Below are 25507 nucleotides of genomic sequence, written 5' to 3' on the forward strand. Positions count from 1 at the left end.
AGGAGTTTGTCAATATCATGTTTAGAGAAATCTTTGGGCAGTTGTGATGGAAGTATGACCATTTCGGCGGAGTATATTAATGGCGATCGCTCTCAAGATGGAGAGATTAGCAGGGGCATTGCCCATACGTATTTTTAGAAGTACGGGTATATCATCGACTCGTTCGTTTGTGATTATGGGTTCAGTAGCCATAACACCGAACATATACCTACTTGCTTATTTTTGGGAATATGTCGTTTGGTATACTTCTGACTGCCCATTTTTCCTAAATCATTAAAAAATGGGCGAACCGGGAGTGTTGAGAGGGTCAACTACCCCGCACTTCGCTCACGCTACGTGACGGGGCTTGAAAGAGACAAGGCTTTCAACGCAAGAGTTGACTAGCATGTAGAGCCTCTATCTGGCACGCACTCTCAGGTACCTCCCTAGCCTGAGTTATCTGCAAAACAGCTTGTCACTGTTTCGTCTCAAAGGCGGAATCATCTTGATAGAGGTGTGCGAAGGGACTAAAAACTTTACTCAAGGATTATCTCCATGCGAGTACCAGTTTTATCGCCAGAAGGAAAACCGCTCATGCCGACTAAACCAAGTCGTGCCAGACGGTGGTTAAAAAGTGGAAAAGCCAAAGTAGCCTATAACGATTTAGGAATTTTCACTGTTCAATTAGTATCTGAACCATCAGACACCAAAGCCCAGCCAATCAGTGTTGGCGTTGACCCCGGCAAAAAGTATACAGGAATTGGCGTTCAATCAGCAAAAACTACTCTATGGATGGCTCACTTGCAGTTGCCATTCGAGACAGTCAAACAGCGAATGGAGCAACGCCGCATGATGCGTCGCGATCGCAGAGGGAGACGAATTAACCGTAAAGTCCCTTACAGCCAAAGAGCGCATCGTCAAGCCCGATTTGATCATCGGCGCTCTAAAAAAGTTCCACCATCCATCCGAGCCAACAGGCAGCTAGAACTGCGAGTAATCAAAGAACTCACCAAAATCTATCCCCTAACTACTGCCGTTTGGGAAGTGGTCGTGGCTCGTGGAGATAAAGGCTTTTCTCCAGTTATGGTCGCTCAATACTGGGCAATTGACCAACTGAAAAAGTTACTACCAGTCGCTACTCAAGAAGGCTGGCAAACCTCTAATCTCAGGCAGTGGTTGGGGCTGGAAAAGCAAAAAACTAAAAAAGGTGATGCAATTCCAGAGACTCATGCAGTCGATGGAGTTGTCCTAGCTTCAACACAGTTTGTCCAGTACAGAACTTGGGTGACAAACAATGCTTGTGGTGGTAGCTGGATTGGCTCGGTTGAAATAACACCAGCAACGTTCGCTGTAGTTCGCCGTCCCCCCATCTGCCGTCGCCAACTTCATTTAATGGTTCCATCCATTGGTGGAGTCAGACGTAAATACGGTGGAACAACTACCCGTCATGGGTTACGCAAAGGTGATTATGTCCGAGCCCAAATGGCAGGTCGCGTTGTTTACGGATGGGTTAGTGGCGATACCGAGCGTCAAGTCTCGGTTAGCGACATCAACTGGAAACGATTAGGACAGTTCTCTGCCAAGAAAACTTGTTTGGTCAAGCGTAGCACTGGGTTACTGGTGTCACCACACAAGGGATTGTCAAATCTTCCCCCATTGAGGGGTCAGATTTGACCGCTTACCTCCCCAGGTTCCGCTACGCGGAACCTGGGGTCTCACGCGAGAAAACGATGAAAAATATTATGAATTGCTGCTATCAATTCATTCTCAATTTAATTACTGCTGTTGCACTTACCTGTTTTTTTCTCGCTTCACCTGCGTATTCATTACCCACTTCTATCATCCCAGTCACAGCAGACGACTTATTTAAATTGGGAGTACAGAATACACTATACGGTAACTATCAGGAAGCTATTAAATATTTCCAACAGGCAATAGAGGAGAAGAAGGATTTTGCCGCAGCTTACAGCAATCGCTGCCTTGCCTATATCAATATACAGGATTATCAAAATGCGATCGCCGACTGCACGCAAGCAATCAATTTTTTACCGAACAACGCTGAGGCTTATCTAAACCGTGGAATTGCCCAGTATAGACTAGGATACTATGAAGCGGCGATCGCTGATGATGAAAAAGCGATCGCACTCAAACCTAATGATTTTCGAGCTTACTACAACCGAGGAATCGCAAACGCCTCTTTAGCAAAATACCAGCAGGCAATAGCAGACTACAATATTGCCTTGAGCCAAATTCCCGAAATCTCTGGCCCTCTGCTTGCCGACATCTACAATGATCGAGGGTTAGCGCGTTTTGAATTGGCAGACCTGCAAGCTGCTATGCTCGACTTTAATATGGCGATTCGCCTGAATGCCAGCAACTACAGAGCTTACTTTAACCAAGGTTGTGCTTGTGCCAAAAGCAATAATTACCTAAGTGCAGTGCGTAATTTCACTGAAGTAATCCGACTTGATCCCAGCAATGGCAATGCTTATATTAACCGGGGGATAGCCTTCCATCGTCTTGGTTACGAACAAACTGCGATCGCAGACTTGCAAAAAGCCGCTGCTTACTTTGGACACAAAGGAGAGAAGCTGGCATACGAAAAGACACTATATTTAATCAAGACCGTGCAAAAACAAATACCACCAAAAGTTGTAATTGCCTAATTGAGTTCAAGGGGACTGGGGATTAGGGCATGGGGTATAAAAATTATGAATTATGAATTATGGATTATGAAATTTTTAGCATTCAGTATTCATCATTCATAATTTTCACCTATTCCCAATCCCCAATCCCCAATCCCCAACTAATGCAAAAGTATGACAGCTTGTCTTTTGACAGCTAATTGCGATAACCATAAAAATATCACTGAGTATTTCTACGATCAGTGATAAAAAGTGAAAAAGTGCCTTTGCTATTGTCGTTTGCTGAGTCTGGTTATTTGGGTTTTCGGGAAACTGTACTAGAGTTTCCCGCATCTGGAGAAATTCCAGAGGTTCTGCGAGATGTTTCGACTTTTTTTTAAGAGTGTCATTAGTCATTAGTCATTAGTCATTTGTTGGTTGCTAACTACTAACTACTAACCAATGTAGAGACGTGCCATGGCACGTCTCTACAACCACTAACTACTAACCAAAGAACAACCCTGACAGTAAATACGCAACTTAGAGGCACATTATATTAAAACGAGTGTAGGAATTAACACATCACCATTTGATTTTCCGATACCCAAAAAGCGCTCGTCTTCAGCGTAAACTCGTAAAATCTCCGCAGAAGAATTATCTTGCTTAGTAATTCGCTGACCTTGACACCATTTTTGAGCAGCTGTTGCTGATAAGCTAACAAATGGCAAATGCTGTAAAGCTGCATCGGGGGGAAGGGGTTGAAAAGTTCCAGCTTGCAGTTGTGCTTCTAAGTCAGCAAAAGTGAGGCTATCTGCTAACTTAAACCCACTACTCGCGGTGCGTTGCAAAGCGGCGAGAGTACCACCAGTTTCTAAGACAGTACCCAAATCACGAGCGATCGCTCTTATATATGTTCCCGCACCACAGGCTATAAATACATCCACTTCGGGAAATTCCCCCTCTCGCCAATCTAAAATTTCCATCTTGAATACTTCTACCGTTCGCACAGGCGCTTCCACTATTTCGCCTTTACGTGCTAAATCGTATAGGCGCTTTCCTTGCACTTGAATGGCACTGTAACTCGGTGGAATTTGCTCTATTTTGCCCTCAAATTTTTGCAGCGCGGTTTTTACTGTTTCTAAAGTTAATCCTGTCACTGGCTGTTGCGTGATGATTTCCCCTTGCAAATCATCGGTTGTAGTACGTACACCCAAACGAATTGTTGCTTTATATGCCTTTTCTCCAGGAAGATACTGTAAAAGACGAGTTGCTTTACCAAGTGCAATTGGTAACACTCCCGTAGCGGCTGGATCTAAAGTGCCAGCGTGTCCTACCCGCTTAAGGCGCAAAACCTTTCGTGTCTTCGCTACACAGTCGTGGGAAGTCCAGCCAAATGGTTTGTTGAGGTTGAGGAAACCAAACACAATGAATTATGAATTATGAATTATGAATTATGAAACTAGATGTTGCTTGGTGGCTTTGTGCCTTGGTGGTGAAAAAATCTTTCTTAAACCACAGAGACACTAAGACACAAAGGTGACAATAACATAAATAATCACTTTGCTGTGGCTCGTGCTAATTCAGTTGGAGTTAAAGACTGGATGAGACTCAAACCCATAGTCTGACTAGAAATAGATCTAGCATAGGCGGCGTTCAGGTAGGGAGAATATTTTGACATCCTCCCTACATAAGTTGCAAGGAAAGGCAAGCTCAAAGTATTTATATAACGACGCGCCAGGGTTGGATTATCCCCGACTAAATCTGAAGGTAATGCCACTTGATTCTGTCTATTTTTAGTCTCGCCAATGACAGAAAAGTGTGTTCCCCCAGCCATCAGAACAAGATACTTTTGTGAATTATTAATCCAGGAGAAAGGCTGAATTTGTTCGTATAAAGCTGGTGCGATCGTATCATCAGTGCCGGCGACAATCATGACTGGAGTTTTGATCTTGCTTAAGCCTGTTTCTCCAAAGATGCTACTAGTAATTGGGTTAACTGCTATTACAGCTTTGACTCGCTCATCCCGCAAGTTATAATCCTTGCCATACAAATCCACCGCGCGACACTGAAGTAACAAAGACATATTCCAGTTTTGTTTAAGCGCCTGTTGATTACAGTCTTTATTTAGTTGCTCAAAGTTAATTTTTGCACCAGCTAAGGCTAAAGCTGTGTAACCACCTAATGATTGACCAAATACTCCTACTTGTTGTAAATTTAGTCGATTTTTGAGTCGTGAATCAGCCTCTAGCTGATTTAGTATGTATTTTACATCCAAAGGTCGGTTGTAAAATTCTTCCGGTTGTGCTATCTCACTAGCACTGCCATTTAATAGCGATCGCAATTGTTTACTATCGCTACCCGGATGGTTAGGAACGACGACAGCCAAACCGTAGGAAGCTAGATAATTGGCTAAGTATTGAAAGTTACTGCTGTCTGTACCTAATCCATGAGAAATCACGATTACAGGTACTTTAGTACGGGTGTTAGGCAGGTAAATATCAGTCAATAAAAGTCGTCCCCGTCCCGGTGCGCCGTCAAAATACTTCAACTGCATTTTTTTTGCTACAAATCTTCCTTGACGCCGTAAATCTGGCAATTGAGAAAGATTCAATGATGCTGGAATAGTAGCGGTTTCTGTTATTGACTTTTGGAAAACTGCTGCGACAGCACGGTTGGTTTCATTGACCATTTTTTGCAGTTCGGCTGCTATTCCTAAAGTACGTGTCAAATCAATGTGAATGCTGGAGTTGGGATATTTACGCACTAAATTCAATAGGGTTAAGCCTTCTGGCTCCTTTGCTGCTAGAATCAAAGCCGCTCGCAAAGCATGAAATCCTGCTTCTGGTTGGCGAGATTCAGTCCTAATCACTTCTGTCAAGCGCCGCAGCAGAAATTCTCCTTGCGGGGTGTAGAGGAATTGTGAAACTGCTACCGGATCAACTTTAATCGGACTGAGTAGTGTCCGTCGCAACTCCTGAAGCTGTCCTGGTTTCAAAAATTGTGTGTAAACCGCCAATTCTTCATCAACTACACCGTTTTTGGCGAAGTTTTCTAAAGCTGTAACGGAAACAGAACGTTCTAAGGTTGAATAAGACGCATAGATACGCTGTGCTGTAAGGGCAGAATAGCTCAACCCAAATGTTGGTAGCACCGTTGAGAGAAGCAGCAACAGCCAATTTTTTCTCAGGGTGCTAGCCCACTTACCAAACAAGCTGTTCATCGTTCAACTATACACAGTGATGTTGTTGAAAAGGCGTGTGCTGTGGTAGTTACTCCTACACCCTAGATTTGGTTCGTGTGATGCGCCTCAAATGTATTGTATTTTTTGGATTTTTTCTCTTGCCCAGAAATTCAAAATTGAATCTCAACAGATTCTACCAGGTAAGATGAATTACTTATCTGGTTGCCAATCAATCAATTAGCTTGTGCTAACCATGACATCATAACAGATAAAAAAAACATACGCTTCCGTATTTTTAATACTAATATTAGAGTGCTATTAACTTGATTAAATCAGCAGTAAAATTACTTAAAAAATTATTTTTTTACTAGTGTTTACCCAAGGCGATCGCCACCGAACCAGTTGCAACTAAAATTGCCCCCAAAATTCCTATGAAATTGATTTTTTCTGGTGATATTAAGTTCGGTACTATTACTGATATAATTCCAACTGAGGAGGTAAAGAATGTAATTACTAGCTAAGAAAATTGTGGCGATCGCTAATAATTTCCAAGAGGTAGAATGCAACTGTCTTAGTGTCGGTAATTTCCCTTGGGTGCCTAAATAAATTGCTAGCAAAACAAACGAAATCAAAAAACGAAACCAAGTTACAGTGTATACATCTACTTCTTGTAATGTTACTGATAAGGCAATCGGTAGAATTCCCCACAAAAAAACTGAAGATAATATAACCTTCGGGTTGGTTTTTTGAACCAATCTGATAATTGATGGAGGATACGGAAATTTTCTACACCAATACAGTTGATGTAGATTTCCTCGTCTCCGGGTGTACCAACAAAACACTGGTTGAGGATTTCCCCTAATCGTTTTATATCTTCTGCATTAGCAAGCCTACTGTATTCATATTCAGGTGTCATAGCACCTACCGCCTAACATCAATAAACTACAACTATACTACAAGAAGCGGTAACATCGGTGCATCACCCCATAGGTTCATCCGAATGGAGGAAGCTAAATTTTTCTAGGTTTGTAACTCTGCTATCAGTGTGCGGACAACCCAAGCAACTGCCTTAGCTGATTCTTGACCATCTAGCCCATATTCATCTTTCATCACGTTCCACATTTCTGCACTTGCCAGGTGTTGGATAACAGCACATATTGCTTTTGCTTGGGCTGCATCCAAGTGTTCAACAACTGGCTGTAGCGATCGCGCCACAGACTCTCGCCGTTTGATGCGTAGTCGCGCTCGCACTGACTTGCCCAATTCTGATAACAGCAAAGCCTGCACTAGCATAGCCTGTTCATCAAACTTAGGGAAGACTTGTTCTACCATATCCGCAATATCAGCCGGAGAACTGGGGTAAGGAGGATCTCCCAATTGTTCGTCTACCCATAGCCCCAAAGCTTCCAACAGTGCATCTCTATTGGGAAAATAACGATAAATCGTGCGGGGAGATACTCCAGCACGTTGAGCTGCATCGGCGATCGCAAAATCCTGGGAACCGTCAATAACTAATTGTTCTGCTAATGCCTTCAGGATCAGATTGCGCGTTTGGGAGGCTTGCTTTTTGCGAAAGCTAAAAAACAAAGCCCGCGAGGCGGGCTATACAGGAAGGTTGTAAAAAAGATTTGGTATTACCCTTGCAAAATCTCCAATAACTGCGTCTCACTCAACTGCATAATTCCCAATGATTGCGCTTTCTCCAACTTAGAGCCTGCATCTTCTCCCACAACTAAATAGTCTGTTTTTTTACTTACAGAATCAGTAATTTTTCCACCAGCTTTTTTAATTAATGCCTTTGCTTCATCCCGTTTCAAGGTTGGTAATGTACCAGTAATCACAAAGGTCTTACCCGCCAATTTTTGATTGCGATCGCTTACTACTGGCGTTTCCTCTGTAGAGGCAAGTTGCAACCCAGCTGCTTGCAAGCGTTCAATCAAAGCTTGATTGGCGCTAATGCGAAACCACTGGTACACAGACTCAGCAATTTCCGCACCGATACCGTAAATACCTTCAATGTCTGAAACTCGTGCTGCTGCCAACTGTTCGACGTTCTTAAACTTTTCTGTTAGCAATTGGGCATTGACACTACCAACGTGACGAATGCCCAAACCATACAATACCCTTGACCAAGGTTGATTTTTTGATTGGGCGATCGCATCCACTAATTTCTCAGCCGACTTTTTCCCCATGCGTTCCAATTCACACAACTTGTCGGCTGTCAAGTCATATAAATCGGCAACAGAATGCACTAACTGTTTATCTACGAGTTGATGCACGAGTTTTTCGCCAATACCGCGAATATCTAAGGCATCACGGCTTACCCAATGTTCGATCGCCCCCTTGAGAATAGCCGGACAGGAAGCATTGACGCAGCGAGTCACCGCTTCACCCATTTCCCGTACTACAGCACTTTTACATACCGGGCAGTGAGTGGGCATAACAAAGGGTTGTGTATCTGGGGGACGCAGTTCTTTGAGGACGCGCACGACTTCCGGGATAATTTCCCCAGCTTTGCGGACAATCACAGTATCGCCGATGCGGATATCTAATTGAGCAATGCGATCGGCGTTGTGTAAAGTAGCGCGGGAAACTGTAGTTCCTGCTAGTTGGACGGGGCGCATTTCTGCTAAGGGAGTCAGCGCCCCTGTTCGTCCCACATTCACCGCGATATTTTCTACACGAGTGGGTGCTTCTTCTGCCGCATACTTGAGGGCTACTGCCCAACGGGGAAACTTTTGTGTAAATCCCAGCTGTTCTTGCAGTTTAAAGGAATTTAGCTTCACCACTACCCCATCAGTCATATAGGGTAAATTCAGCCGTTCCGTATCCCAATGCTGATAATATTCAGCCACTTCCTGTAAAGAAGCACACAGACGCTTGTTGGGATTAACGCGAAAACCCAACTTCTGTAGTAATTCCAGGGCTTCCCACTGGGTATTGGCGATACTCGCATCGTCCATACCGGGAATGTACAGCGTATAGGCAAAAAAATCTAGTCTCCTTCGCGCCACAATTCGAGAGTCTAGCTGTCTGAGTGTACCAGCTGCGGCGTTGCGAGGATTGGCAAATAACGACTCGCCCGCTTTTTGCCTTTCTTCATTCATTTGCTTAAACACATCTAGAGGTAAAAATGCCTCGCCTCGCACCTCCACCCTTTCTGCTAGAGACGTTGCATGCAACGTCTCTACATTCAAACGCAAGGGGATTGAACGAATTGTCCTCACATTTTGGGTGATGTCTTCACCTATCACGCCATCACCCCTAGTAGCACCTCGGGTGAGAACACCATTTTCGTAAGTTAAAGCCAAAGCATTTCCATCAATTTTTAATTCGCAGACATACTCTACTTCTGTTTGTGGGGATAGTTGTCGCCGCCAGCGCTGATCCCAAGCCTGCAATTCGTCTATGTTAAACGCATTTTCTAAACTATACAGTGGGATATTGTGGCGCACCGAAGTAAACTGTGTTGCAGGCTTTTCACCCACCCGCTGAGTAGGGCTATCCGGTGTTACCAATTCTGGATACTGGGTTTCCAAGTCTTGCAATTCTCGATACAGCTGATCGTAAACTGCATCTTCCATCATTGGAGAATCGAGGACGTAATAAGCATAACTAGCCTGTTGTAGTAATTGTCGCAGTTCCAGAACTCGCTGTTTTACTTCCGATTTTATCGGTTCCACCAAATGTATCTCCTTTTTCGCCCAAAGAATAGACTTATTGCAGAAGTCGGGAAAAGGGCAAGAGTTCAAGGAATTATTTTTTCCTTTCACCTTTACCCTTTCGCCCTTTCCCCTTCCTGACTCCCTAGTTCCAGCTATATAGCTTAATCAAATTTAACGAACTCAATCCTCTACTTCAGAAAATATTTTTTAAACCAAAGATATAGACACCTGTCATGGCGGCTTCCCGCAGTGTATACAGATAAATTGTCTGTTGATTTTTCAGCTTTAGTATCCTAGAGAGTACTTAAAGAAAAATATCTCTTTAAGCTTTTCCTTTTGCCCTTTACCATTTTCCTTAATTTTTAATGCTTACAATTTTGACGCAAAAACCCCCAATTATAATTGCACACAGAGGCGCAAGTGGCTATCGACCAGAACATACATTAGCTGCTTATGAATTAGCCATTGATATGGAGGCTGATTTTATTGAACCAGACTTAGTTATCACAAAAGATGGTATTTTAATTGCTCGCCACGAAAACGAAATTTCTGCAACAACAGACGTTGCTATTCGCCCAGAGTTTGCTAATCGTAAAACTATCAAAGTAGTTGATGGAGAGGCAAAAAATGGCTGGTTTACCGAAGATTTTACTCTAGCAGAAATTAAGACTTTGCGAGCTAAAGAACGAATTCCTCAACTGCGCCCTCAAAATACAGCCTATGATGGACTCTGGGAAATTCCAACTTTGCAGGAAGTTATCGATTTAGTCAAGCACAAAAGTGTAGAAACGGGACGCACTATTGGTATTTATCCGGAAACAAAGCACCCAACTTATTTTCAATCTATTGGATTACCATTGGAAGAAACTCTAGTTGTAAATTTGCAAGCGAATGGTTACGAGGGAAGTAATGCACCTGTTTTTATCCAGTCTTTTGAAGTTAGTAATTTGCAAGAATTGTCTATAAAAACTGATTTACCTCTAGTGCAACTGCTCAATGTCAGCGGCAAACCTTATGATTTTGTGGTAAGTGGTGATGAGCGTACTTATGTGGATTTAGCAACTGCGGAAGGGTTAAGGGAAATTTCTAGATATGCTCAAGCGATCGGTATTCATAAAAACCTGCTTTTACCTAAAGATAGTGAGGGTAAATTGCTGTCGCCGACATCTTTAATCAGCAATGCTCATAAGGCTAATTTATTGGTTCATGTTTGGACTTTACGAAATGAAGATTTCTTTTTGCCACCGGACTTGCAAGGAAACCCTCAAGGGGAGTATGAATTGTTTTTTAATTTAGGAATTGATGGTGTATTTAGCGATAATCCTGATACGGCTATTTCTGTACGTGTAAACAAAAAGTAGCTGTAGTAATTATGTACACTACTACCTTTATATGATGGAATGGCACTTACTTAAGCGATCGCTACATGCGAGAAAATAGGCTAAAAAAGTCTGCAAGTCTGTACTAAACAAAGATTATGAGACTTGCAGATGCAATTAAAAACAACAATTATTGGCTTCTTCGTCCCGAAGTTTCAATCCCTAATAGGGATTAGATAAAGTTTCAAAAGTCCTAAAGTAGGAGATATTATAGCAGGCTATAAGGTGTTTCAATCCCTAATAGGGATTAGATAAAGTTTCAAACGCAGCATTCAATGGCGAAAATTGGCTTACTCCTGCTATCCCATATCACTTATCCTCTATCCCCTTTCAACTGATACATACAAATTTACCATCAGGCTGAATCGCAAGTACTGCAAGTGCGATCGCACGCCAAGTTGCCTAGAAAATATTACGTTTTGTAAATATGCTTGCTTATTAGTACTGATTCTCAATAAACTTGATTTTAAATTACAGAGTATTGCTTATCAAATTCAACAGACTCAGGGTGCAACTTCATCTATGAATATTCGTTTATAGGTTATTTATGGTTTCCTAAAACCGAAAAATAGCCATAGGCGAGTCTTTCCTCTGACAGTGTTTCTTAGCAACATCCAAGTAAAGAGCTTGCTTGTAGATCTTGTTTACAAGTTTACAAGCAAGTATTTTTTGCAAAAACTGAAGCAATCTCTTGATTATGAATAGCAATAAGGAGTAAACAGCTAGGCAATGCAAACCTACGGTAATTCCAACATCAAATATGATTGGTGGGCTGGTAACGCCCGCTTCGCTAACCTTTCTGGCTTATTTATTGGTGCTCATGTGGCGCAAGCAGCGCTGACAGCTTTGTGGGCAGGGGCTTTTACTTGGTTTGAAATTTCTCGATATAACCCCAACATACCAATGGGAGAGCAGGGGCTAATTTTGTTACCCCACTTAGCCACTTTGGGTATTGGTGTGGGAGCAGGCGGTCAGATCATTGATACTTATCCCTATTTTGTGATTGGGGCGTTACATCTAATTTCGTCTGCTGTTTTGGGTGCAGGTGCCTTATTCCATACCTTCAAAGGGCCTGAGAACTTGAAAAACGCAACTGGACGCGCCCGTAAATTTCACTTTGAATGGGATGACCCAAAGAAACTCAGCTTTATCTTAGGACACCACCTAATTTTCTTGGGTGCTGCGGCTTTGCTTTTAGTGGCAAAAGCTATGTTCTGGGGTGGACTATACGACGCCACGATTCATGATGTCCGGGTAGTGACCGATCCCACCCTTAACCCATTTGTCATTTTTGGCTATCAAACTCACTTTGCGACTGTTGACAACTTAGAAGATTTAGTCGGTGGTCACATTTATGTAGGCTTACTCCTAATTGTCGGTGGTGTGTGGCACATTCTCATAGAGCCTTTCTCTTGGGCAAAGAAACTGCTCATCTTTTCCGGCGAAGCAATTCTTTCTTATTCTTTGGGTGGTATTGCCTTAGCTGGATTTGTTGCGGCTTACTTTTGTGCAGTTAATACTCTAGCCTATCCTGTGGAATTTTATGGAGCTCCTTTAGAACTCAAGTTTGGTGTTTGTCCCTATTTTGCCGACACCGTACAGTTACCCTATGGAAATCATACTGCCAGAGCATGGTTAGCAAATGCCCATTTCTTCCTAGCTTTCTTCTTCTTACAAGGTCATCTCTGGCACGCACTACGGGCAATAGGCTTTGACTTCAAACGAGTTGAACGGGCATTAAATGCCATTGAAACTAGTTCTTAAGACTGGGGACTAGGGATTAGGGATTGGGGACTAGAGACTGGGGACTAGGTAGTAGATGAGAAGAATCTTCTTCCAATATCCAGTAACTAATCCCCAGCTTTCCCCAATACCCAATACCCAGTACCCAATCCCCGATCCCCAGTACCTTTTCATCATTCAAAATTCCATATTCTAAAAGGTATTCAACTGTGACAATTTCTACTGAAAAAACATTCGCAGCAAGAACAAATTTACCTTGGTTAATTGGTAATGCCCGTTTAATTGATTTGTCAGGTCAACTACTAGGTGCTCACATTGCTCATGCAGGTTTGATAATGTTTTGGGCAGGAGCAACTACCATATCAGAGGTGACACGCTTTGTCCCTGATATACCAATGTATGAGCAGAAATTGACTGTGTTACCCCACTTAGCAACTTTGGGGTGGGGTGTAGGGGTTGGGGGTGAAGTAGTCGATACTTATCCTTATTTTGTCATTGGAATTTTGCATTTAATAGCATCTGCTGTTTTGGGTGCTGGTGGGCTTTTCCATGTTTTTCGCGCTCCAGCAATTTTACATAATGGCGGAGGATTAGTTGCTAAATTTCACTATGAATGGAATGACCCAAAAAAGCTTGGTATTATCTTGGGTCATCACCTAATTCTTTTAGGCTTTGGTGCATTTCTACTCGTGCTAAAAGCAATGTTTTTTGGCGGAATTTATGATACTCACATCCAAGATGTGCGTTTAATTAGCAACCCAACGCTTAACCCAGCGACAATCTTTGGATATTTGGTAGGACTAAAAGACGGTGATTGGAATATTTTGGGTATGGCAAGTGTTGACAACCTAGAAGATGTTATCGGTGGTCACATTTGGATTGGGTTAATACTAATTTTAGGTGGTGTGTGGCATATACTTGTGCAGCCTTTTGTATGGGCTAGACTAATTTTGCCGATTGAAAACGGTGAGGGCATTCTAGCCTATAGCTTACTTGGTTTAGCTTTAATGGCTTTTATTTCTGCAATTTTTGTAGAGCATAACACGACAGTTTTCCCAAAAGAATTTTACGGCGATAAGCGTCTTGGTTCGGTATTTATCCAGTTCTTGTTAGGTGTATTGGCGCTTGCGGGTTATTCATGGCATTCTTGGCGTTCTCGTCAAGCTTAAGCTGAGTTCACTTTCCCCATAATGTTTTATGCCTGCGGTTTACAGCAGTTAGCTGCGGGCATTTTTTTGGAAATTTTTTGAAGGATAAATCATGCTGGGTAATGTTTTTTGTGGCTTCTGTGCTTGGGCGATCGCTCTTTTAGGTTTTTGCAGTATTGTGATTTCCATGAGAAAAGGAATCAATCACTTGAAAAAACTGCATCAAATACCTTGTTCTGGTTGTGAATATTTCACCAATGACTATCGCCTAAAATGCACGGTACATCCAATTAAGGCTTGTACAGAAGAAGCTCTCAGCTGTCGTGATTTTGAAGCAAAAACTTATGCTTGTAATGCTTGTAATCTTCATTTGCGAAAATTGAAAGTCTAATTTACTAGGCTTGTCATTACTTGTGCTAGCTCATTAGATAAATCAACCACAGATTCTTCTTGACGCTTTTTGAATAAAACACCAGCTAGAAAGTAATAATCATCTGAAGAAAACGCGATTTTGTGTTTGCGTAATTCTTCTATGTGTTTTTTGACTTTGCAGAGGTATTGAGTTCAAATCCATCTAAGCCTCCGCAAGGGTACTCCCGCCACAGCAAAGCTTGGCGGTGAGGGGAATTGCGGAGGCTTAGATGGAATCTTTGGTTACTTTGCACTCGATGTAAACGAGTTCTACTTCTTATACTTAGATTCCCATTTAGTAGCTTTCTCTACTTCTCTCTATAGTTATAAAGAAAAATTAAGCAGTAGTTCAAATATTCTACCCAAAGGGGGCAGGAGAGATGGGGAGTAGTCAATTAAAAATTAAAAATTAAAAAGTATGGGTAACCACTGTACGGGCGGGTTTAGCCATGATACTTATGAGCTTCGATGACAAAACATCCATCAAAACCCGCCCCTACTAACCACTAACCACCAACAACCAACAACCAACAACCAACCACTAACTATTGATTAATTGGCTGGCTGGGCGGAATCTGTTCAATTGTAATCAATGTTTCCATCACTGCTTTCACAATAGGTGCGGCGACAGTACCACCAAAAGCATTCTCACCTTGTGGTTCATCCACCAATGCCAACACTACATAGCGGGGTGCTTCTACAGGCAATATACCTACAAAGCTGGTGATTTTTGCACCGCTGATGTAACCTCCGGAACTACTGGCTTTTTGAGCTGTACCAGTTTTGCCAGCGATGCGATAGCCTGGAATTTTTGATGCTTTGCCGCTACCGTCTGCGACTACAGTTTCCATCATTTCTACTACTCGTTGAGTGGTTGCAGACGAAAAAATTTGTCGTGGTGCTGGTCTTGTGGGCGTATAGTGTATCTGATCTTTACTATCTACCAAACCCTTGACTACATAGGGTGTGACTAATTTACCACCATTGGCTAAGGCTCCCTCCATTTGTACCAGCTGCAAGGGTGTGAGCGAGAAACCTTGACCAAAGGAGGTAGTTGCTGGTTCGATCGGTGTGGCAATAAATTTATCTTGACTTTTAAGTTGACTGCTGACAACAAAGGGTAGATCGGTAGCCACTGATTGTCCGAGTCCCAACCGCTCCAACCAACTATAGTAGACAGAAGGCTGCAAGCGTTGCATGATTTGTACCATGCCAATGTTGCTGGAGTGTTGGAGAATCTGGGCGATGTTAATCCGTCCGTAACTTTTGTTTTCAGAATTTTTGATTGTGCGATCGCCTACTTGAATATAACCGGGGTCATTAAAAACATCGTCAGGTTTGATGATACCATTTTCAAGGGCGATCGCTACGTTCAGAGGTTTGAATGTAGAACCTGGTTCATAGAGATCCGCCACAGTCCAGTTTTTGAACAGCGAGATATCAGCTTTGGAGTATTCATTGGGATTATAAGTAGGCAAACAAACCAGTGATAGTAGGGAACCATCCCACGCATCCATCACAATTACCGCACCGCGTTTGGCACGGTATTTATCCATCTGTTCCTTGAGTACTGTACGAGCAGTTCGTTGCAAGCGACTATCAATAGTTAGTTGCAGTTGCAAATTATCAGAATGCGGAAAACCATCTGGAGCATGATCTGGCATCAGCATACCATTACCAGACTTACTCAGCCGTACAGTTTGCATTGGACGTTCTAGCAACTTCTCCTGACTATATTCCACACCTGCCTGACCTCGACGGTCAACATTGACATAGCCTACTACTTCCGCCACCAAATCTTGTTGTGGATAAAATCGGGAGTATTTGGGGATCAACTCTAAACCATTGAGGCGCAATGAAATAATCTGATCGGCTATTTCTTCAGGCATTGCCGAGGCAAGCAAAATACCACTTTTTTTACTTTCAAACTTGTTCGCTAACTCAGCAGCTTCTTTATCTACTATGGGGGCAAGCTGTTTTGCCATTTGTTGGTTAGATTTGCCAAACAGCTTCGGATGGGCGTAGACAGTATACACTGGTCGATCAATCGCCAATACATCCCCATTACGAGCTATCATTTTGCGACGAGGCACAAAAGGTCGTAAATTCACCATCTGCTGATTGCGTGCTCTCTGCGTCAGCTTTGGCCCGCGTATAATTTGCAAATTGTATAAATTGAAAGCCAGCCCCATCCCAGCCGCAATTAACACACCCCAAGCTAGAAAGAGTCGGGTTTTAATGTTGGGTGTTTGCGGTTGCATATTAGAGGTAAACGAAGGAAAAAACCCTCGTATTGTTTTCCGACGCTGTCGCTTGGGGAATTCTGCTTTCGGAGAATTTCTGAATTTTCTTCTACCTGGAGACTTTTGCATAAAAATTGTCCTTTGTCATTAGTCATTGTCGAAGAACTAATGACTAATGACTAATGACTAATGATTTTAATATCCAACAGGTGTCAGACTTTGCTGTTGTATTTGGGAGTTTGATTCTGGATCTGAGGTAGATGGTGTAGAGTTAGAATTTTTCGGTGCTGGGGGCAAGAAAATTGTATCAGCAGGAGATGGAGATACCAATCCTGCTGCTGGTTTTTGTGCTTCTTGTGCCATTTTGTTCTTTAGCACTTCGTTAGTTGTTGTCAACTGTCGCTCGTTACGCTGTAAGTTTTGCAGCTTGCGGTATCCTTTACCCCAAAGTTGTTGAGAATATACCGTCCAACCATAAACTATGAGTGTGGCTGCTACCAACAAAAACGTCACAATCGCAGAATGACGATGTAAGGCATACAAACGCAATAACCATAAAGGAGTCGTTGCTTGTTTGTTTAAATCTGGGACAGGTGCAGAAGGTGCAGAATCTGATACCCTTTGCGGCGATCGCCTTTGTCTTCTAGAGGAAACTGGTGTAGGCGAGTCTTTCTCAGTGGCAGTTTCCATCGACTGGAATCGCCTTCCTCTGCGAGTATTTCTCGAAAACAGGGCTTCTTGACGGAACCAACTGCGCTTTGCAGAAACATCTGATTTGCGAGCAACAGCCATAACTTTTTTGGAATGAAAATATAGTGTTTTATAAGGCATCGGGCATCGGGCAAGGAGCATCGGGCATAGGTAATAAAACTAATCCCCTATTCCCAATCCCCTATTCCCAATATCCAGTACCCAATTTAAGCATTCACATCGCATCTAAGTATGGCAATGCGAAGCTGCAAGGGCAAGAGCTTGCTTAATAAGCATATTTTTTGGTATAATAGCTTTCCTGATTAGAAGTTTTGGCAATTTTAATTGTGAAAAATTATGTTGTAGCTTTGAGCATGATATTTACCAGATCTACTCAAAAATAAAAGATTGCCTTTAAATATCTAACCTGAAATAATTTAAAAAAAAACAACAAATGAGGTATCTTATTCAAAGGCCTAACATTGTTATTGTTCAACAGGCCTAAAATTGTTATTGCCGCATTTGGTGACAGAGGAGTTATGAAGATAAAAATCTTTGGTTTTGCTCTCTTACTCGGTCTAGCTGCTGCTCTCGGAGCTTGTGAAGGTGGTGGTGGCGATACCACTGCTCCAACTACTCCAGGCGGCGAACCTGCTGATACTGGCGCTACTCCTGCTACTACTCCTGCTACTACTCCTGGTGCTACCGTCAGTCCAGCTCCAACCAGCAGCCCCTAGATTGTAGTCTCAAATCAGCCCATAGCTCGTATTTGAGAGCGCTCCTCACTACATTCTCTGATTTCTAGGGATTAATAAGCACCATTGAGTTGAGTAATGCAAGCTTTAGCTTAGCTTTACTCAAATTCTCTTATATAGAGGAGCCTACTTACTTCTTAATTAAGCTGCCTGTGTTGGTTTTTCAGATTTTGGTCGCCATTGAAAAGGCAAAGAGCGCCATCCCTAGTTGGATTGAAATACCTATTACTAAGCATTTTAGATAGAATGTAATTATTCTCAGTAGATGATTGAGGATTCCTATAATAAATTTATTCCTGTTTTGAATTAACTATAAAATAATCTATTGTATTTTGAGCAAATGGTTGTTATTTGGAGAACCTCCAAAATTACGCTCCCATTCCTGAATACCGCCTCAAACCTCGCCGCCACAGCCAACGATTCAAACCCAAAAACAACAGAATCCAACCCAACATTGCTAAAAACCCCCGCGTCAGATCTACAGGTATTCCCACCAGAATACTGGCAGGAAAATCAATTAGATAGGGGAAAGGAGTAAAAAGCACCACCGTCCGTATAGGTTCAGGAAAAACATCTAGAGGAGCTATCATACCGGATAAAAACAGATAAAACAGAAACCAGAAATTTTCTATAGCGTTTGCCCTTTCTGTCCAAAAGGAAAATATAGAAAAAGTGTGTTGAATAGCAAAGCGTAAAATAAAAGCCAGTGTCACTACCAAGGCAAACAGTAAAATGTTTCCTAAACTTGGTATCCAAATAGCTTGAGGATAGAGTATAAAAAATAATCCTACTAATAGGAGTGAAAAAGGCATACGAGCAGCTCTTTCACCTAAATGAGCTGCGACGTGATGCCATACTGGATCGATTGGTTGCAACAATCGGTTAGAAAGCTTACCTTCTACTACCTCTTTTTCAACCTCCCAAATTACCCAAACAACTGTAAACTGTCTGACAATAAAAACCGCTAAAAAGTAACGGGCAAAATCTACAGGTGTTAAACCAAACTGTCCTCTTTGGGCTGCTTGTATCCAAACTCCCATCATGATAATTGGTAAGGAACCGGCTAAAACCCATAAGATTAGTTCTGCCCGATACTCCACCATATAGGCATAGTACACAGACAGAAAAGTTAATATTGTTCTGATAATTCTTCTCATAATTAATCATTTGTTAGTAGTTAGTAGTTAGTAGGTGGTTTCTAAAAAGTACTACTATCCACTATCCACTATCTACTAACCACTCCCGCTTGAAACACTCGCCCAATCACTTCTTCCACTGGTGGTTCAGTCACCGTTAAATCAATCACATCTAAATCTGCTAAAATCCGCGAGACGGTGCGTGTAAGTTCTTCTTGCTGTACCATAAAGCACACCATCCGTCCGTCTAAATTTTGTACATCACCATAGAACATGAGTCTTTGTTTTGATAGAGGTTGCATTAACTCCACATGAACCTCTCGATAAGGCGCAAACTTTTCCAGCAGTTCATCTAGGCTGCCATCATACATCAACTTACCTTGGTGAATTAACAGCACTCGTTGACATAATGCGGTAATGTCTGCCATGTAATGGCTAGTTAACAGCACTGTGGCTTGATAACGCCGATTATATTCGCGTAAGAAATCGCGTACCCCTACCTGAGCATTAACATCTAGTCCTAGGGTTGGTTCATCTAGAAACAGCACTTGGGGATGGTGCAAAAGTGCTGCCAAAATTTCTGCTTTCATACGCTCACCTAAAGACAATTTGCGTACTGGTTGATTCAGCTTGCCTTCTAGAGAGAGCATCTCGGTTAATTCACCTACTCGCTTGCGAAATTCGCGATCGCTAATATTGTAAACAGCAGCGTTGATCCTTAAAGAATCCATAGCTGGTAAGTCCCAAAGCAATTGCTGCTTTTGTCCCATCACCAGGGTGATTTTTTGCAAAAATGCCTCTTGGCGACGATAGGGAACGTATCCAGCGACTGTGACTTTACCGCTAGAGGGATGAATTAGTCCCGTAAGCATTTTCAGTGTAGTAGTTTTACCAGCACCATTCGGCCCTAAAAACCCCACCACCTCCCCAGCTGCAATTTCAAAAGAAATATCTTGAACTGCTTTGATTTCGCGGTAGGTGCGACGAAAAAAGTGGGTGATTGTCCCAACAATGCCTGGTTCTTTAACAGCAACAGGATAAACTTTGCTCAAGTTTTGAGCCTCGATTATCGGCATAATTTGTTAGTAGTTGGTGGTTGGTGGTTGGTGGTTAGTAGTTAGTAGTTAGTGGTTAGTGGTTGGTTGTTGATTGTTAGGAGTTAGCTGTTAGTTTATGGTAGTGATTTATAAGTTGTTTACTACTAACCCCTGAACGGTGGGTTTAGCCAAAATATATGTGTGTTGAAAAATTAAATCCACCCCTACCTACTAACCACTAACCACTAACCACTAACAATTTTTTTTAACGTAAATTACCCGATCGCAAAATACTGATAATCAACCATAAACCTAATAAACTAGCAGTAGCAAATAACACATTACTTAAAAAAGATAGTTCTGCTGTTCGGGGATTACTAGAAATAATTGCTGCACCCATAATCAGTGAACCTACCAAAATACTAAAAGACAGCCGATTGGCGGCATCATCTGTGGTACGGCGCAAGCTATCTAGACCGCGTACGGTTAAATTCCACTGGAGTGTTTCCGAAGTAACTCTATCTAAGAGCAATTCAATTTGCCGGGGAGATTGTAAAGAAAGACTTTTGAGATCCAGTGCTGTTCTCAAGAGCGATCGCACCGGAGTTTCCCCAAACAGTTGGCGACGGAACAAGTCTGTCAGCAATGGCTGAATTTCATCTATAAAGTTAAGTTCTGGGTTAAATGAGCGTGCCACTCCCTCTAAATTAGCCAGGGTTTTCGCATATAAACCCATATTGCTGGGCAAGCGAATTTTATTATTACGGGCAACTTGCAGTAGCTCATAAATGATCTGACTGAAATTCATTTGCGACAAACTCAAGTTGTAATACTTCCGCAGCATTCGGTCATAATCATTTTCGAGACGAGCCAAAATCACTGGTTGGGCAGAATCCGCTAGCTGCAAAGTTAACTGCGCGCACCGCTGAGCGTCTAAATCGACAATTGCCAACAACATCTCTGTCAAAATCTGCTGCGTGCGGGGATCGAGGCGTCCCATCATGCCACAGTCGATCAGCGCAATGCGACCATCTTTAAGATAAAAAATATTCCCTGGATGGGGATCGGCGTGAAAGAACCCATTTACATATAGTTGTTGAAAGAAGGCGCGGAATAATAAAGTAGTAACTCTTTTTCGCTCTGCGGCAGGATTTTTACCGTTTTCGCTGCTCAGACTTGCTGATAGTAGTGGTACACCGTCTAACCACTCCATCACCATTAATTTAGGTGTGGTTAAATCCCAGTAAATTTCTGCAACCACTATTTGATTGGGATCGAACCAGCGACTCTCAGATAAATTGCGTCGCAACTGGTCGGTATAATCGGCTTCGCGGGTAAAATCTAATTCTGCTTCCAGCGCTTTGGTAAATTCTTCAGCAATAGATTTGATTTCATAGGTTTGCCCAAATTCGGTACGTGCTACTAGATCGGCAATACCTTGAATTAAGGCAATATCCTGGTTAACAACAATATCAATTCCCGGACGTTGTACTTTCAGCGCGACTTCCCGACCATTTTTGAGTGTAGCTCGGTGTGTTTGAGCGATCGAGCCAGCTGCCACTGGCACAGGATTAATTGTGGTAAAGGTTTCTTCTAGAGATTGTTTTAGTTGTTTGCGGATGAGTACTTCTACTTCTGCCCAGGCAACTGGCGGTACTTCATCTTGCAGGGTTGATAGTTCCTCAATGTAAGCTGCACTAAGTAGGTCTGGACGAGTAGAAAGTAGCTGGCCTAGTTTGACATAGACAGGCCCCAAATCTACCAAGATATTTTTTAAAACTGCTGGTGTGGGTAGCTGAGGCTCATCGGCTTTACCGCCTGTGAGCAATCTTCGCATGTAATCCCAGCCATTGCGGAATAAGACTTCGATGATTTCTCTTTGACGAGGAACAGTTTGAGTGAGGAACATAGTTTTGATAAATCGCCATGTGATGGGGAAAGGGGAAAGGGGGAATGGGGAATGGAGAAAAACTATTAGCAATTAGCAATTACCAACCCTGGTAGTTACGTTTGTTTACGACCCATTAAAGAGGTATGCAACAGGGGATGATAATACACCGGAAGTTGTTTGCAGAAGTGGTAGTTGTGAGAATTTTGCTAGCACTAGCGCAATCTTTAAATCTTTGTAAAGATGATTTTACGGCTTCTGTCAAACTTTGTTCGGTCAAGCTTCGTTTGATGTAATCAGAGCAGGAATCTCCACCGTGCAATAAACGATGGGGGCAAGAAAATCCTTTACGCGGAGAAATATAATTTTGATAGGCAATAATAGAGTTAATTGCCATTGTTTTAGCGAGAGGCTGAAAATTGATGCTTTCCATAACTAAAAAACAAGCACCCAACAGTCTACATATATCGGAAATTCTGCCTTTTCAGCCTCTGTCATTGGTAGTTAGTAGTTAGTTGTTAGTGGTGAGTAGTTAGTAGGTGGTTGTTTACCACTAACTACTATCTACTAACCACTAACCAATTCCTTCATAGCAGTTCCGTGAATCGGGGATCGCTTTCTAAAGTTTTGAGGATCTGCTTGATTTCTTGAGTACGGTCTTTTTTAACAACCAGGGTGACATTGCGATCGCGAACAATGACTACATCATCCAGACCAATGGTAACAATTACATCATCAGTATTGCTGGCATAGACAATTGCCCCCTGCGTATCCAATCCTACATGGTTAGCTAGTTCCACATTTGGTGCATCTTCTTTTTTCAGTAGGCGCTCGATCGCATTCCAATCACCCAAATCATCCCAACCGAACTCAACTGGTAAGACATGTGTCAAATTCGTTTTTTCCATGAGAGCATAGTCTATACTCTTCTTAGGTATCTGGGGATAGATATCAGGGCCGTGCTTTTCTAACGGTTCAATGATTTCTGGAGCGTGGATATGCAGTTCCTTAAGAACAACACCCGCCCGAAAAATAAACATCCCACTATTCCAGCTAAAACGCCCCGTAGCAAGGAAATTTTCTGCCGTTTGACGGTCAGGCTTTTCAGTAAAGCGGTTAACGTGATAAGCTGGCAAGTCATTAAAGCAACCAATCCTTTCCCCTTGTTCTATGTAACCGTAGCCAGTTGATGGAAAGGTGGGCTTGATCCCCAGTGTGACAATCGCTGCTGTGTTCGCCGCTAGCTCAGTTGCTGCATATAATGTGCGTGCAAAAGCATCCTGGTCGGCAATCCAGTGGTCAGCAGGGAAAAAGCCAACAACAGCGTCATCTCCATAACGCTGTTTAATTTCCAAACTTGTCCAAGCAACTGCGGCGGCAGTATCCCTTCCCTGAGACTCGACCAGTAAGTTGTTAGTTGGCAGTTCGGGCAGTTGGTCTTTAACTCCTTGAGCTATCTGACTAGAAGTAATTACCCACAAGTTGTCCCAACTGCCTGCAAATGGTAGCAGTCGGTCAGCGGTTGCTTGTAAGAGACTTCTAGAACTGCCATCTAAATTTAAAAACTGCTTGGGTCGGTTTCGGCGACTCAAGGGCCAAAAACGCTCACCTTTACCACCGGCAAGAATTACGGGGAACAATGGTCTAGTCATGTTGTCATAAAAACTTACTCAAGGACACTACTAAGTGTACTGTGATGTCCTTCACTGGCAAGATTTGTTGCTTGCATTAACATTAGGTTTAGGGAGTGGTTGAGTGGGGAGATAATTGTGGTTAAACAAGTAGCACAGATCAAAAATCAGGGTAAATCTCAAAGAGTACAACAGTCAACTGAAGAGGGAGCCGCACAACAGCAAGCAAATGTTTCCTCTAACCTGGTAGAGTCAGTGGGTTCTATTCCCAGCCAGCTTTACTACAGATTGGGTTTGGCAATGCCCCGGTGGCTGTTTTGGCTGTTGACTATAGTTGTGGGGTTCACACTCTCAGGGTTGCTGGTATCGACATTGGCACTTTGGACTCCATTATGGAGCGATATAGATAGAACAGACGAAGAATTGGGCATGGGGGGAGCCGAAGCAGAAAAAACACCATTGCCTGGGGAAATTTGGAACAATATTTCCGAGTACAAGCTCACACGCCCGATGAATATTCTGGTGATGGGTATCGAACCAGTTCGTGGTGCTGTGAATGGCTCACCAGAAAGTTTTGCCGCTGATAGCGATACCATGCTACTGGTAAGGCTGAACCCTGAAGACAAAACAATACGAGTGCTTTCGATCCCTAGGGATACAATGATTGCAATTCCAGAATCGAAAGGATTGACTAAGGTATCCGATGCCAATGCTAAAGGAGGGCCAGTATTGGCAGCGCGGGTGATTAGCCGTACTTTAAGTAATGCACCTATAGATCGCTACATCCGTATCTCTACTAGTGGGTTGCGGCAGTTGGTAGATCGATTGGGTGGGGTAGAGGTGTTTGTTCCCAAACCAATGGAATATAAAGACTCTGCTGGCAAGTTTTCGATTAATTTAGTCAGTGGTTGGCAAACTCTCAACGGTGAACAAGCAGAACAATTTGTACGTTACCACGAAACTAACACGGGTGATCTAGAGAGAGTGCAACGGCAACAAGCACTGCTAGTAGCATTACGCGAACGCCTGTTTAGTCCCACAGTTTTACCGAGGTTGCCGCAGTTAGTCCATATCATGGGCAAGTACTTTGACACTAACCTGAAAGTCGAAGAAATGATGGCACTGGTCAATTTTTCTCTCAACTTAGAGCGAGAGAACTTCCAAATGACCATGCTACCCGGTATTTTCAGCCGTTTAAGTGCAGATCCCAATAGCTATTGGCTGAATCTGACTGGAAGAGGTGAGTTGCTAAATAATTATACAGGAGTGAATATCGGTGGTCTGAAGCCAGATGGGCGTCCCCTACCTAGCTTAAAAATTGCTATTCAAAATGCTTCTAATCAACCCCAGCTAACTGGAACAGTTATTAACTCTCTCAAACAGAAAGGCTTTCAAAAAGTTTATGCTGTGTCAGATTGGCCAGATCAGCGCAGCGAAACTAAGATTATCGTCCAAAAAGGCAACCGTCAAGCAGCAGAAAAACTACAAGAATTACTAGGCTTGGGAACTATTGAGGTATCGTCAACTGGCGATTTAGAATCCGATCTCACTATTAGAATAGGAAAAGATTGGAAATAGTATGTTAGTGGTTGGTTGTTGGTTGTTGCTTGGAACAATCACCAAACAACAAACAACAAACAACAAACAACACTGTTGTTATGAAAAAAATTTTGCTGCGCTTGTTTGGTTTGATAGGAATTTTGGTTTTGGCCTTTTTATGGGTATTGCTTAATGCCAAACCAGCTTTCGCTTGATTCAAAAGTAGAGACGCGAAATTTCGCGTCTCTACAACCTGTAATTTTTTTTAGGGGCGGGTTTATAAACCCGCCCCTACTATATTAGGAGACTTAGGCCTCCTCTATTTTTTATCTTATTTTTACAAGTGTTTGAGCTATTGCTTGAGCATCTTTGCCAAAAAAAGTTTCTCTGTCACCGTTGCTCCAAATGATGACGCAAACTGTTTGTAACGACATATTAAAATGAACTTTTTACCCTGA

General features: G+C 42.5%; 24 protein-coding genes and 2 pseudogenes. 10 read left to right on the forward strand and 16 right to left on the reverse strand.

The genetic code is table 11. The annotated features are described in order from the left end of the window. Window positions 1–21: 21 nt before the first annotated feature. A complete protein-coding gene (locus HXY43_RS14790) occupies window positions 22–192 on the reverse strand; it encodes a hypothetical protein (protein ID WP_155960508.1) in 171 nt (56 codons plus the stop codon). A gap of 342 nt (window positions 193–534) precedes the next feature. On the opposite strand from HXY43_RS14790, the gene HXY43_RS14795 reads away from it, so the two are divergent. Further along, entirely contained in the window at window positions 535–1653 is a 1119-nt protein-coding gene (locus HXY43_RS14795) for an RRXRR domain-containing protein (protein ID WP_290884079.1), read from the forward strand. Between the two features lie 68 nt (window positions 1654–1721). Continuing rightward, window positions 1722–2645 carry a tetratricopeptide repeat protein gene (locus HXY43_RS14800; RefSeq protein WP_290884145.1) on the forward strand — a complete coding sequence of 308 codons (924 nt, stop codon included), beginning with the start codon at window positions 1722–1724 and terminating at the stop codon, window positions 2643–2645. A 105-nt stretch (window positions 2646–2750) separates the two neighbouring features. On the opposite strand, the gene HXY43_RS14805 is transcribed toward HXY43_RS14800, so the two are convergent. From HXY43_RS14805 to ligA, 7 genes and pseudogenes are all read right to left on the reverse strand, one after another. Then, a complete protein-coding gene (locus HXY43_RS14805; protein WP_290884149.1) occupies window positions 2751–3020 on the reverse strand; it encodes a hypothetical protein in 270 nt (89 codons plus the stop codon). A gap of 134 nt (window positions 3021–3154) precedes the next feature. Next, entirely contained in the window at window positions 3155–4027 is an 873-nt protein-coding gene (gene truB, locus HXY43_RS14810; RefSeq protein ID WP_290884081.1) for a tRNA pseudouridine(55) synthase TruB, read from the reverse strand. Between the two features lie 131 nt (window positions 4028–4158). Then, complete coding sequence (locus HXY43_RS14815) at window positions 4159–5823, reverse strand: alpha/beta hydrolase (protein ID WP_290884083.1); 1665 nt, start codon at window positions 5821–5823, stop codon at window positions 4159–4161. A gap of 455 nt (window positions 5824–6278) precedes the next feature. Continuing rightward, a pseudogene (locus tag HXY43_RS14820) lies at window positions 6279–6548 on the reverse strand (EamA family transporter); the annotation flags it as partial. Continuing rightward, entirely contained in the window at window positions 6461–6700 is a 240-nt protein-coding gene (locus HXY43_RS14825; RefSeq protein ID WP_290884151.1) for a hypothetical protein, read from the reverse strand. The pseudogene HXY43_RS14820 and the gene HXY43_RS14825, both read right to left, overlap by 88 nt. 104 nt (window positions 6701–6804) lie before the next feature. Beyond that, window positions 6805–7371: a TetR/AcrR family transcriptional regulator gene (locus tag HXY43_RS14830; protein WP_290884085.1), complete on the reverse strand. Its 567-nt coding sequence runs from the start codon at window positions 7369–7371 to the stop codon at window positions 6805–6807. 47 nt (window positions 7372–7418) lie between these two features. Continuing rightward, window positions 7419–9467, reverse strand: a complete 2049-nt coding sequence (gene ligA, locus HXY43_RS14835) for an NAD-dependent DNA ligase LigA (RefSeq protein WP_290884087.1) — start codon at window positions 9465–9467, stop codon at window positions 7419–7421. A gap of 359 nt (window positions 9468–9826) precedes the next feature. Here ligA and HXY43_RS14840 point away from each other — a divergent pair, with 359 nt between their 5' ends. The 4 genes from HXY43_RS14840 (at window position 9827) to HXY43_RS14855 (ending at window position 14110) form a co-directional block, all read left to right on the forward strand. Beyond that, window positions 9827–10810, forward strand: a complete 984-nt coding sequence (locus tag HXY43_RS14840; RefSeq protein WP_290884089.1) for a glycerophosphodiester phosphodiesterase — start codon at window positions 9827–9829, stop codon at window positions 10808–10810. A 747-nt stretch (window positions 10811–11557) separates the two neighbouring features. Then, entirely contained in the window at window positions 11558–12592 is a 1035-nt protein-coding gene (locus HXY43_RS14845) for a chlorophyll a/b binding light-harvesting protein (protein WP_290884091.1), read from the forward strand. Between the two features lie 188 nt (window positions 12593–12780). Then, window positions 12781–13740, forward strand: a complete 960-nt coding sequence (locus HXY43_RS14850) for a chlorophyll a/b binding light-harvesting protein (RefSeq protein WP_290884093.1) — start codon at window positions 12781–12783, stop codon at window positions 13738–13740. Between the two features lie 91 nt (window positions 13741–13831). Next, the gene (locus HXY43_RS14855; RefSeq protein ID WP_290884095.1) at window positions 13832–14110 is read left to right on the forward strand and encodes a hypothetical protein; all 279 of its coding nucleotides are present in this window, start codon (window positions 13832–13834) and stop codon (window positions 14108–14110) included. Here the strand turns inward: HXY43_RS14855 and HXY43_RS14860 are convergent. The 3 genes and pseudogenes from HXY43_RS14860 to HXY43_RS14870 form a co-directional block, all read right to left on the reverse strand. After that, a pseudogene (locus tag HXY43_RS14860) lies at window positions 14107–14268 on the reverse strand (SAM-dependent methyltransferase); the annotation flags it as partial. The gene HXY43_RS14855 and the pseudogene HXY43_RS14860 sit on opposite strands and share 4 nt — an antisense overlap. Window positions 14269–14675: 407 nt before the next feature. Next, complete coding sequence (locus HXY43_RS14865; protein WP_290884097.1) at window positions 14676–16502, reverse strand: penicillin-binding protein 2; 1827 nt, start codon at window positions 16500–16502, stop codon at window positions 14676–14678. A gap of 66 nt (window positions 16503–16568) precedes the next feature. After that, on the reverse strand, window positions 16569–17165 hold the full coding sequence (locus HXY43_RS14870; RefSeq protein ID WP_290884099.1) for a hypothetical protein: 597 nt from the start codon (window positions 17163–17165) through the stop codon (window positions 16569–16571). 23 nt (window positions 17166–17188) lie between these two features. On the opposite strand from HXY43_RS14870, the gene HXY43_RS14875 reads away from it, so the two are divergent. Beyond that, a complete protein-coding gene (locus HXY43_RS14875) occupies window positions 17189–17353 on the forward strand; it encodes a hypothetical protein (protein WP_290884101.1) in 165 nt (54 codons plus the stop codon). A 249-nt stretch (window positions 17354–17602) separates the two neighbouring features. Next, on the forward strand, window positions 17603–17800 hold the full coding sequence (locus HXY43_RS14880; RefSeq protein ID WP_290884103.1) for a hypothetical protein: 198 nt from the start codon (window positions 17603–17605) through the stop codon (window positions 17798–17800). A 386-nt stretch (window positions 17801–18186) separates the two neighbouring features. Here the strand turns inward: HXY43_RS14880 and HXY43_RS14885 are convergent, their stop codons facing one another. The 5 genes from HXY43_RS14885 to HXY43_RS14905 all read right to left on the reverse strand — a co-directional run bounded on the left by HXY43_RS14885 (window position 18187) and on the right by HXY43_RS14905 (window position 23531). Further along, a complete protein-coding gene (locus HXY43_RS14885; RefSeq protein ID WP_290884105.1) occupies window positions 18187–18975 on the reverse strand; it encodes an ABC-2 family transporter protein in 789 nt (262 codons plus the stop codon). Window positions 18976–19043: 68 nt separating this feature from the next. After that, complete coding sequence (locus HXY43_RS14890; protein WP_290884107.1) at window positions 19044–20030, reverse strand: ATP-binding cassette domain-containing protein; 987 nt, start codon at window positions 20028–20030, stop codon at window positions 19044–19046. 226 nt (window positions 20031–20256) lie between these two features. After that, entirely contained in the window at window positions 20257–21900 is a 1644-nt protein-coding gene (locus tag HXY43_RS14895) for an AarF/ABC1/UbiB kinase family protein (protein ID WP_290884109.1), read from the reverse strand. Window positions 21901–22015: 115 nt separating this feature from the next. Further along, window positions 22016–22276: a membrane protein insertion efficiency factor YidD gene (yidD, locus tag HXY43_RS14900; protein ID WP_290884111.1), complete on the reverse strand. Its 261-nt coding sequence runs from the start codon at window positions 22274–22276 to the stop codon at window positions 22016–22018. A 190-nt stretch (window positions 22277–22466) separates the two neighbouring features. Next, on the reverse strand, window positions 22467–23531 hold the full coding sequence (locus tag HXY43_RS14905; RefSeq protein ID WP_290884113.1) for a mannose-1-phosphate guanylyltransferase: 1065 nt from the start codon (window positions 23529–23531) through the stop codon (window positions 22467–22469). A 117-nt stretch (window positions 23532–23648) separates the two neighbouring features. Between HXY43_RS14905 and HXY43_RS14910 the strand changes: the two genes are divergently transcribed. Both HXY43_RS14910 and HXY43_RS26960 read left to right on the forward strand, forming a co-directional pair. Then, window positions 23649–25088: an LCP family protein gene (locus HXY43_RS14910; RefSeq protein ID WP_290884115.1), complete on the forward strand. Its 1440-nt coding sequence runs from the start codon at window positions 23649–23651 to the stop codon at window positions 25086–25088. Window position 25089: 1 nt separating this feature from the next. Continuing rightward, window positions 25090–25242, forward strand: a complete 153-nt coding sequence (locus tag HXY43_RS26960) for a hypothetical protein (RefSeq protein ID WP_367161486.1) — start codon at window positions 25090–25092, stop codon at window positions 25240–25242. Window positions 25243–25507: the final 265 nt, after the last annotated feature.

The sequence above is a fragment of the Fischerella sp. genome (assembly GCF_013388695.1).
Taxonomy (GTDB): Bacteria; Cyanobacteriota; Cyanobacteriia; order Cyanobacteriales; family Nostocaceae; genus PCC9605.

Excerpts from the sequence above, each read along its gene's own strand:
- HXY43_RS14790 (WP_155960508.1), bottom strand. The coding sequence starts at position 192 with ATGGCTACTGAACCCATAATCACAAACGAACGAGTCGATGATATACCC.
- HXY43_RS14795 (WP_290884079.1), top strand. The coding sequence starts at position 535 with ATGCGAGTACCAGTTTTATCGCCAGAAGGAAAACCGCTCATGCCGACT.
- HXY43_RS14800 (WP_290884145.1), top strand. The coding sequence starts at position 1,722 with ATGAATTGCTGCTATCAATTCATTCTCAATTTAATTACTGCTGTTGCA.
- HXY43_RS14805 (WP_290884149.1), bottom strand. The coding sequence starts at position 3,020 with ATGACTAATGACACTCTTAAAAAAAAGTCGAAACATCTCGCAGAACCT.
- HXY43_RS14815 (WP_290884083.1), bottom strand. The coding sequence starts at position 5,823 with ATGAACAGCTTGTTTGGTAAGTGGGCTAGCACCCTGAGAAAAAATTGG.
- HXY43_RS14825 (WP_290884151.1), bottom strand. The coding sequence starts at position 6,700 with ATGACACCTGAATATGAATACAGTAGGCTTGCTAATGCAGAAGATATA.
- HXY43_RS14845 (WP_290884091.1), top strand. The coding sequence starts at position 11,558 with ATGCAAACCTACGGTAATTCCAACATCAAATATGATTGGTGGGCTGGT.
- HXY43_RS14855 (WP_290884095.1), top strand. The coding sequence starts at position 13,832 with ATGCTGGGTAATGTTTTTTGTGGCTTCTGTGCTTGGGCGATCGCTCTT.
- HXY43_RS14865 (WP_290884097.1), bottom strand. The coding sequence starts at position 16,502 with ATGCAAAAGTCTCCAGGTAGAAGAAAATTCAGAAATTCTCCGAAAGCA.
- HXY43_RS14870 (WP_290884099.1), bottom strand. The coding sequence starts at position 17,165 with ATGGCTGTTGCTCGCAAATCAGATGTTTCTGCAAAGCGCAGTTGGTTC.
- HXY43_RS14880 (WP_290884103.1), top strand. The coding sequence starts at position 17,603 with ATGAAGATAAAAATCTTTGGTTTTGCTCTCTTACTCGGTCTAGCTGCT.
- HXY43_RS14885 (WP_290884105.1), bottom strand. The coding sequence starts at position 18,975 with ATGAGAAGAATTATCAGAACAATATTAACTTTTCTGTCTGTGTACTAT.
- HXY43_RS14890 (WP_290884107.1), bottom strand. The coding sequence starts at position 20,030 with ATGCCGATAATCGAGGCTCAAAACTTGAGCAAAGTTTATCCTGTTGCT.
- HXY43_RS14895 (WP_290884109.1), bottom strand. The coding sequence starts at position 21,900 with ATGTTCCTCACTCAAACTGTTCCTCGTCAAAGAGAAATCATCGAAGTC.
- yidD (WP_290884111.1), bottom strand. The coding sequence starts at position 22,276 with ATGGCAATTAACTCTATTATTGCCTATCAAAATTATATTTCTCCGCGT.
- HXY43_RS14905 (WP_290884113.1), bottom strand. The coding sequence starts at position 23,531 with ATGACTAGACCATTGTTCCCCGTAATTCTTGCCGGTGGTAAAGGTGAG.
- HXY43_RS26960 (WP_367161486.1), top strand. The coding sequence starts at position 25,090 with ATGTTAGTGGTTGGTTGTTGGTTGTTGCTTGGAACAATCACCAAACAA.